The sequence below is a fragment of the Celeribacter sp. PS-C1 genome, assembly GCF_019429625.1.
GTDB lineage: Bacteria > Pseudomonadota > Alphaproteobacteria > Rhodobacterales > Rhodobacteraceae > Celeribacter.
Genome location: NZ_JAHXRW010000012.1, coordinates 102,018 through 110,148 on the forward strand (window position 1 = coordinate 102,018; position 8,131 = coordinate 110,148).

The window sequence follows — 8,131 nt, forward strand, 5'->3', positions numbered from 1 at the left end:
GCTTTTATTCTGCGGCAACCACGGAAATCCCGAGGCCCCCGATGAACTTGTGAAATGGCATCTGGCGGTATTCGGGCCCCAGCCCGAGAACCTCCTGCACATGTTCGATGCCGCGCAACGCTTTTTGACTGTGCGTGCGCATCAGCAATTCGGCCGCCATCGCATCTCCCGAGAGCAATGCGGCCAGGACGCTCTGATGCTCCGCCAACCCGGATTGCACGGTCTGAATGGCAAAGTCGCGATCCGACGCGAAAACCACGCGGTTGATCTGGACGGGCATATAGGCAAGCGTCTCGATCGACCGAAAAAGGCTTTCGTTTTTGGACGCAGTAACGATCGTGTCGTGAAAAACCCGGTTCGCAGCCGAATGGTTTTTGAGAAAATCGTCCGACAGCTCAACGTGCCGCGCGAGCCTGCCGTAGTCCTTGAGACTTTGCTGGAGCGTGTCACGCACGTCCCCATCCAAACCTTCACGCGCCACCATACCTGCGGCGGCGCCTTCAAGGACCGAGCGCACAACATTTGCGCCCCACACATCTTCGACGGTGATGCCGCGCACGGTGTATCCCCGATTGCTCTGGCCAATGACCAGATTTTGAGACGCCAACTGCAAAAGAGCGGCCCTGACCGGCGTCCGCGACACTCCCAATGCCTCGCACACCTTCAGTTCCGTCAGCCTCTCTCCAGCGTCGAATACGCCGTTAAGGATCATGCTGCGCAATTTGCTATATACGGTTTTCTCTTGGCTCATATGTATACAATGAATTGATTCCGAGCGCCGATCAACGCTATTTTTTAACATGATCATCAATTTTTTAGTGAAATTTGGCGATATATCCTATTTATCCGCAATTATTGTATACATTCAGAGCGGGTAAAAGCGCAGCATTTTGAGGAGAACGAGAGCATTTTCCGCCGCGACACCGACGACGGAAGCACAAGGAGAGGGATGTCAGGACACGCCTCAACACAGCGAACCGGAGTACGGAAGGTAATCGCAGAAGGCGAAGAGTCCGCTCAGGGCAAGTTTTTCTGACAATGCAGAGGCACGATCGGGGATCCTCTGTATTTGAGCCCCCGAAATGACTTCAGAACCGACGGAACGTCGGAGAGACTCCAAAACAAATCTGTATGAGAAATTGAGCCCTGGACGGGTAGCGAAGGTATCAGACCGCTTTACAACCGTCTCGGCACAGCCAGTATCACTGCGGTTAAAACCGCAGAAAGACCACGCCACTCAGCACGTGCGGCGGCGTGGTCCTACTTGATTTTGTCATGACTATCGAGCCCCTCAAAAACAGGGCCGTCAGCTCAGAACAGCCCCATTTCGGACTAGCGGGCCTCAGACGTCAGGACCATCGTAATATGGGACGACAACAAGCCGCCTTCGCCATGAACGAGCGCAGCATTGGCATTTTCGACCTGCCGCCCGTCAGCTTCTCCACGCAATTGTCGCACGGCCTCCACGATACTCATCAGCCCGCCGACGGCTCCCGCATGCGCATGGCTTAGCATACCACCGTGGGTGTTGATTGGCAGAGTCCCCCCGACAGCAGCATGACCCTCAGCGAAGAACGCCCCCCCTTCCCCGCGCGGAGCCAGCCCGGTTTCCTCCAACTCGATGATCGGCACGATGCTAAAGCAATCGTAGAGCATCGCCAAATCCATATCCTCCGGTCCCAGCCCCGCCATAGAGTAAGCGCGCTTGCTCGACTCTTCCGCTCCGAAATCGCTCAGGCTCGGTGCGGATGTCAGGTGTTCATGCGTGTGACATTCGCCGATGCCAGCCAACCACGCGGCCTTGCCCTGCAGGTCGGCGGCGCGTTCGGGCGTCGTGACAATAAAGGCCCCGCCCGCATCTGAGATCAGACAACAATCCAGCATGTTCAGCGGGTCGGAGATCGGTTTCGACGTCAGCACATCCTCAACGGTGATCGGCGTTTTCATATGGGCATTCGGATGCAGGAGCGCATGGTTGCGAGTGTTGACCGCAACGGCGGCCATTTGCTCACGCGTGGTTCCGTATTTGTGCATGTACGCATGCGCGACCAAAGCGTAGAGCGACGGAATGCCGATGCCGTAGGGCGCCTCGAAATAGGGGTGCCCCACCGCGGTAAGCGTACTCACCGTATCATCCCGGCTCATACCTGTGGCGCGGTTCTCCCCCGCACAGACCAAGACATAATTGGCAGCCCCTGTCGCAACCGCTTGCGCGGCATGATGCAACATCGCCGCAGGGGAACCGCCTCCGACAACAATGGACGCACAGTAAGTCGGCGCAATTCCCAAATACTCGGCCAAGACAGATCCAAGCATGAAATATGGCTCGGTAAAGGAATAGGCCGTCAAGAGCCCATCAATATCCGACGGCTTAAGCCCCGCATCCTTGATCGCACGCCGCGCGGCCTGCGCGTTCAAACCCAGTCCCGACATATGGGGCATTCGGCCGATGTCACTTTCCCCCACCCCGACGATGACCGCTTGATTTCTCAGAGACATTCCAGCTCCCCTATCTCAAAATAGCATTCCAACATGGCAACTGTCCCAGACAGCGCTGTCAGAAACTCACGCACGCAAACCATGTGCCAACACGGAGACAGGGTCTGGATTTCGCGCAAACTTGCTATCTGCCGACCGATATTCGCGAGAAGGGTAAAGAATGAGTGCGGCCACAAAAAACGGCGCGAAAATTGCGTCGAAGGTTAGACTGCGAGAAAAAGGGCCAAAAGGATGAAACGAATGAGGACACGGTTGAGAAATTGGGCGTTCCTTGCAGGACTATATGCAGTCGCAGCCGCCGGAGGATATCTGTTCTCTCGCTTCAACCTTCCGTTGCCCTGGATGATCGGGCCGATGATTGTGACGGCCCTCCTGACCTTCACAGGCCTTTCGACGATTGTGGTACCAGTCAGCACGCGCCCTTATGGTCAAGCCACCGTCGCAAGCCAAGTCGCCCTGTTCTTCACACCGAGCGCTTTTCAGGCTCTCGTGATGAATGTCCCTCTGCTTGTCGGGATGGCCCTACTGATCTGTGTCGTCGCGTTTTTCGTCGGCTTCGTGCTCTCGAAGTTCGCACGAATTCCACTCGCCAACGCCCTCATCGCAGTCTTGCCAACGAGCCCTGTTGAAGCGGCGACAACAGCCGAACATCATGGCTTTGACCCCGCACCGATCATTCTGGCTCAAATCATTCGGATCTCGACTGTAGTGATCGCCGTTCCGATGATCATCTACCTCCTATATGGGCATTCGGACCAGAATGTCCGGCGCATTGCCACCGACAGCAGCCTGATCGAAATCGTGACACTCGCTCTTCTCGCATGGGTTGGGGTTATCGCCTTCAAACGCCTGAAGATTTCGAACCCCTATTTCATGGGGCCATTGGCATTGGTTGCGTTTCTCAATGTCGTCGGCGTTCCATTGACGCCCTTCCCGTCTTGGATTTTACAGATCGCACAGATCATTCTTGGAACATGGCTTGGCTCGACTTTCCGGAGGAGCCTCTTCACCTCAGCAAAAAGCTACACCAAAGTTGCCGTCCTCTGCTCCATGCTGTTCGTTGCGACCTGTGGCCTCACGGGCGCGATGGTTGCGTATCTTTTTGATCTTCCTTTGTCGCTGATGCTTTTGGCGAGCGCGCCCGGCGGGGTCACAGAGATGGCCTTGACCGCGAAAGTTCTCGGGATAGACGTCTCTCTTATCACAGCGTTCCACCTGACCCGCCTCTTTATCATCATGCCCAACATCACATGGGTCATAGCCGCCGTTGCGCGGCGGAGCGACAGACACGCCGATGGGGACGATTAGAGTTCACCGGCCCATTGGCGCAGCAAAATAGACGCGCGATAGCGGGGATCACCCGTTGCTGCGTGAAGCGTATCGAGCACTTGCAACACGCGCTTCAAACCAATCTCTCGCGCCCAGGCCAACGGCCCCCTAGGGTAATTCACGCCATAACGCATTGCATCATCGACACCGCGTTCGTCTGCAACACCCTGTAGAACAGCATCGCACGCCTCGTTGGCCAACATGGCAACCGTGCGCAAAACGACCAGCCCCGGCCAGTCTTTCAGACGGACGGGTACGAGCCCGTGCTGCGCCACCGTCGCTTCAAAGGAATTTACAGCCTCTTGGGAGACCTGTTGCGAACATGCATACGCAATTCGCTTGGCTTTGTCTGGCTCATCCGTCAGGTCGAACACAATGACAGGCCTGCCAATTTCGCGACTTACGGCTTCGGCTGTACGCCCATCACTGAGAGTGACGTGAAGCCCGGAGACGTCAGCACTTCCACGCAAGTCCAAACCTTCAAGCACAGGCATATCCTGAGCCGGCGTCGCAACAGGTTCCCTCTCCGCTTCTCCGTCCCCCGAATAGTCATAGAAACCGCGCCCGCTCTTGCGCCCGAGGCGGCCCGAGTTGACGAGCTCTTGCTGCACAAGGGAGGGACGAAACCTCGGGTCCTGAAAATACGCGTTGTAGACGCTCAGACTGACCGAATAATTCACATCGTTGCCAATCAAGTCCATCAAAGCAAACGGTCCCATCCGAAACCCTCCGCCTTCCGTCATAAGTGCATCCAGCAAAGCCACATCCGCGACTTGTTCCTCGAGAAGTCTCAGAGGCTCAGCATAGTAGGCTCTCGCCACACGATTGACGATGAACCCAGGTGTAGATTTTGCATGAACGGGAATTTTGCCCCAGGCATGAGCCGTATCGAAGACGTCTTCTGCAACACTCGCTACGGTCTCAATCCCGGAAACAACCTCGACCAGCTTCATAATCGGAGCCGGATTGAAAAAATGCATGCCGACGACGCGCTCCGGACGCGCCAGCCCGCAGGCGATGGATGTGATCGAGATCGATGAGGTGTTCGTTGCAAGAATGGCGTCCGGAGACACAAGAGCCTCAAGCGTCGCGAACAATCCCCTTTTGATCTCCAGATCTTCGACGATGGCTTCCACGACCAAGGCGGCCTCTTTCAGGTCCTCAATCTGCCCCGTAGGTGTGATGCGCAGCATCAACTGATCCAAGTCATCTTGCGAGAGCTTCCCACGCGCCACCAGTTTTTCGAGACCTTCTCCGATCCGGGTTTTGCCGGATTTTGCCGCCTCGGCATTGGCATCGAACAGAACAACCGCATGCCCCGCCTGCGCCGCGAGCTGAGCGATCCCCGCGCCCATCGTCCCGGCCCCCACGATACCGATCGTTGCAGATGAAGAGATCGCAGTCATCTTCGGCTCCTCCAATTTTATTTGCTTTTCAAGTGTGCTGAGCGATCTCAGGTCTCGCGCTCGAGTCCGGACAAGATTTCTTCCGTGTGCTCTCCAAGCCGTGGCGGTGCAGAATGCGGCGCACAGGGAATGCCGTCGAATTGGATACCCAGTCCGATTTGCGGCACCTGCCCGCCATGCCCGTCATCCATGACGTAGAAAAGGCCCCGTTCCCTTAAAGCGCCATCGTGCGCGACGTCGTCGACCTTGTTGATGGGACCCGCAGGAATGCGCGCCTCAGCGAAAAGCGCGAGCCAAGCGTCACGCGGTTTTTGACGTAAAATCTCCTGAATGGAGGCCACGATCTTCTCGCGGTGCACCCGCCGCGCCGAATTGCTGCCGAATTCAGGACGCTCGCCATATTCCACATCATCCAGCGCCTGCCAAAACCGTTTCCAAATCGCATCAGACCCAAGCCCAAGCGTGATTGGATGGTCCGCAGTCTCGAAAGCCTGATAAATCGCAATGACACTGTCGGTCCCACCAGAGCGCTCAGGCACCTCACCCGACCCGAGATAGGACGAGATGCGGCAAGACAAAAAGCGTGTCATGCTTTCGACGAGGCTAACGTCAATAGAATGCCCCTTGCCACTGCGCATCCGATCAAAGAGGGCGGCGATGGTCGCAAGGGCGGCATCTTGCCCGGCGAGCATGTCGGCCGCCGGAGCACCGACCTTTTGCGGAGGACCATCCGCCATCCCCGTGATATCCATGACCCCGGAATATCCTTCCGCAATGAGATCGTAACAGGTCATCTCGGAACGGGCTCCATTGAGGCCGAAGCCTGTGATCGAAACAAAGATGATATCCTCTCGCAGGGCGCGGACCGCCGCCTCATCCAGACCGAGCTTGCGCTGGACGTCCAAGGGTTGATTGGTCACGAAAACATCCGCACTGGAAATCAGACGCTCCATATCGGCACGCCCCTCTCTACTCCGGATATCCAGAACGACACTTTTCTTGTTGCGGTTCACAGCAGTAAACCAGAGCGCCTGCTCGTTGAGAAACGGAGGCCCCCAGTGACGGGCGTCGTCTCCAGACGGGCGCTCCACCTTGATCACTTCGGCGCCGAAATCCGAAAGAAGCATCGTCCCATAGGGCCCCGCAACAGAGGTGGTAAGATCAACGATACGCACCCCGGAGAGAAAACTCAGAGCACCCGCCCCTTTTAAGGCGTGCAACCTTTGGTACGGCAAACCAAAATCGGGGCTGTTTGTTTCTTGTTTCACGAGCGCTTCCTCTTTTTCCTCAAGAGGTGATCTCGCAACTTTCGTGCCAGAATGCTTAGCACAGCCACCGCAGAGCCCAGACGCCTTCGGATCATTCAAAAAATCATTATAATTAAGATACTTACACGGAAATAACACATACCGCTCAACGATCCGCCCAGTTCAGAAAAACTTGCGCTCACTACAAAAAAGGGGCCGCTGCGTCACCCGCTGCGGCCCCTATGCGCGCCTCCATTTTTGACTTTATGGAGACACTTGGAGGATACTTATTCGAGGAATGCCCCATCGATCATCGCGGGATCCATTGGGTTATCGGTTTCAAACGCGTTGGTGAATTCAACCACTTCGACAAGAGCCTCTTTCGTGATCTGGACGCTCTCCGGTGCGCCCGAAGCGAATTCCGCCCAAATGTCATCAAAGAGCCCTTTGTCGACATCGGCATAGTACGTCTCATGAACCTTGTCGCGTGCGGCCGCGCTCGCCTCCGGGTCACGGATCAAGGTCACCGCATGCCCAAAAGCATTCACAAGTTTCTGCGCAGTTTCCGGGTTGTCCTTGACCCAGTCGCCACGAGCGGTCGCCACGATATACAAAAACCCGTCGAGATCTTCGACTTCACCCGCGCCGGTGTTGAAAGCGAACACAGCACCGCGTTCGCGCACAGCAATCTGTGGAGCCGGAGCCGAAAGTGAGAGGCCGTCAATACGCCCTTCTTCGAGGGCAGCCTGATACACACCGATATCCCGACCCAGATACACAATCGTCAGATCCTTGTCGGGGTTCAGCCCTGCTTCTTTCGCGAAGTGACGAATGATATGGTCGCCGCCTCCCGGACCGGACGTCGCGATCCGCGCCCCTTTCAAGGCTGCAAGCATCTCTTCGTAGCTGCTCTCCGCTGTCACGCCCTGTTTCTCAGCCCACTCTTTGGAATAGACTATGCTACTGCTGTACTGCGTCACGAGGCCTGCGATCATTTGCAGATCAAGACCCTCTTTGCGGGCGTAGAGCACACTGGTCGTCGAACCGATCGCGATATCGGCACTGCGCCCGACCACTGCAGCAACGGTTTTGGAACCGGAGCCAGTGCGAATGATTTCCGCATCCAGACCCTCTTCTTCAAAAGCACCACTTGTGATCGCAGTAAACAACGGGATGAAAGCAAAGCTTTCCGTCGAATGTGCAATGCGGACAGTATCCTGAGCACCAGCCTGCGGGGCGCTCAAAGCGACCCAGGCAATAGCAGCAAGTTTAATAAGATGACGAAGCATCTTCTCCTCCTCTGTTTCAGTTCACTGAGACATCTCCCCGTATGTCTCTATATTCTCTTAGTTCTTTGCGTGACCAGCCTCGGAAACCGAGGCCGGTCCTTGAACGTCTTTGTGATCATGAACGCCCATAAGGATATGCACCGCAATATCTGTGCCATCTCGCGGCGCAGGTTTTACAACCCTCTGCACAACATCCAATCTTTTGCTGTTGCGAGGCGCCTGTTTCAAAGCTTTCTCAAAGCTTTTCAGTCAATTCTGGGACTGCGTCGAAGAGGTCTGCGACGAGGCCGAAGTCGGCGACCTGGAAGATCGGGGCTTCTTCGTCCTTGTTGATCGCGACGATCACTTTCGAGTCCTTCAT

General features: G+C 56.1%; 5 protein-coding genes and 2 pseudogenes. 1 reads left to right on the plus strand and 6 read right to left on the minus strand.

What is annotated here, in order from left to right; translation table 11 throughout:
• Positions 1 to 4: 4 nt before the first annotated feature.
• Both J5Y17_RS16020 and J5Y17_RS16025 read right to left on the minus strand, forming a co-directional pair.
• A complete protein-coding gene (locus tag J5Y17_RS16020; protein WP_219786486.1) occupies positions 5 to 751 on the minus strand; it encodes a GntR family transcriptional regulator in 747 nt (248 codons plus the stop codon).
• A gap of 581 nt (positions 752 to 1,332) precedes the next feature.
• Positions 1,333 to 2,499: a thiolase family protein gene (locus tag J5Y17_RS16025; RefSeq protein WP_219786488.1), complete on the minus strand. Its 1,167-nt coding sequence runs from the start codon at positions 2,497 to 2,499 to the stop codon at positions 1,333 to 1,335.
• A 240-nt stretch (positions 2,500 to 2,739) separates the two neighbouring features.
• On the opposite strand from J5Y17_RS16025, the gene J5Y17_RS16030 reads away from it, so the two are divergent.
• On the plus strand, positions 2,740 to 3,807 hold the full coding sequence (locus J5Y17_RS16030) for an AbrB family transcriptional regulator (protein ID WP_255572148.1): 1,068 nt from the start codon (positions 2,740 to 2,742) through the stop codon (positions 3,805 to 3,807).
• On the opposite strand, the gene J5Y17_RS16035 is transcribed toward J5Y17_RS16030, so the two are convergent.
• The 4 genes and pseudogenes from J5Y17_RS16035 to J5Y17_RS16050 all read right to left on the minus strand — a co-directional run.
• Complete coding sequence (locus J5Y17_RS16035; RefSeq protein ID WP_219786492.1) at positions 3,804 to 5,234, minus strand: 3-hydroxyacyl-CoA dehydrogenase NAD-binding domain-containing protein; 1,431 nt, start codon at positions 5,232 to 5,234, stop codon at positions 3,804 to 3,806. The genes J5Y17_RS16030 and J5Y17_RS16035 overlap by 4 nt on opposite strands.
• Before the next feature lie 143 nt (positions 5,235 to 5,377).
• A pseudogene (locus J5Y17_RS16040) lies at positions 5,378 to 6,361 on the minus strand (CaiB/BaiF CoA transferase family protein); the annotation flags it as partial.
• A 407-nt stretch (positions 6,362 to 6,768) separates the two neighbouring features.
• A complete protein-coding gene (locus tag J5Y17_RS16045; protein ID WP_219786496.1) occupies positions 6,769 to 7,770 on the minus strand; it encodes an ABC transporter substrate-binding protein in 1,002 nt (333 codons plus the stop codon).
• 235 nt (positions 7,771 to 8,005) lie between these two features.
• Positions 8,006 to 8,131 (minus strand): annotated as a pseudogene (locus J5Y17_RS16050) (electron transfer flavoprotein subunit alpha/FixB family protein); the annotation flags it as partial.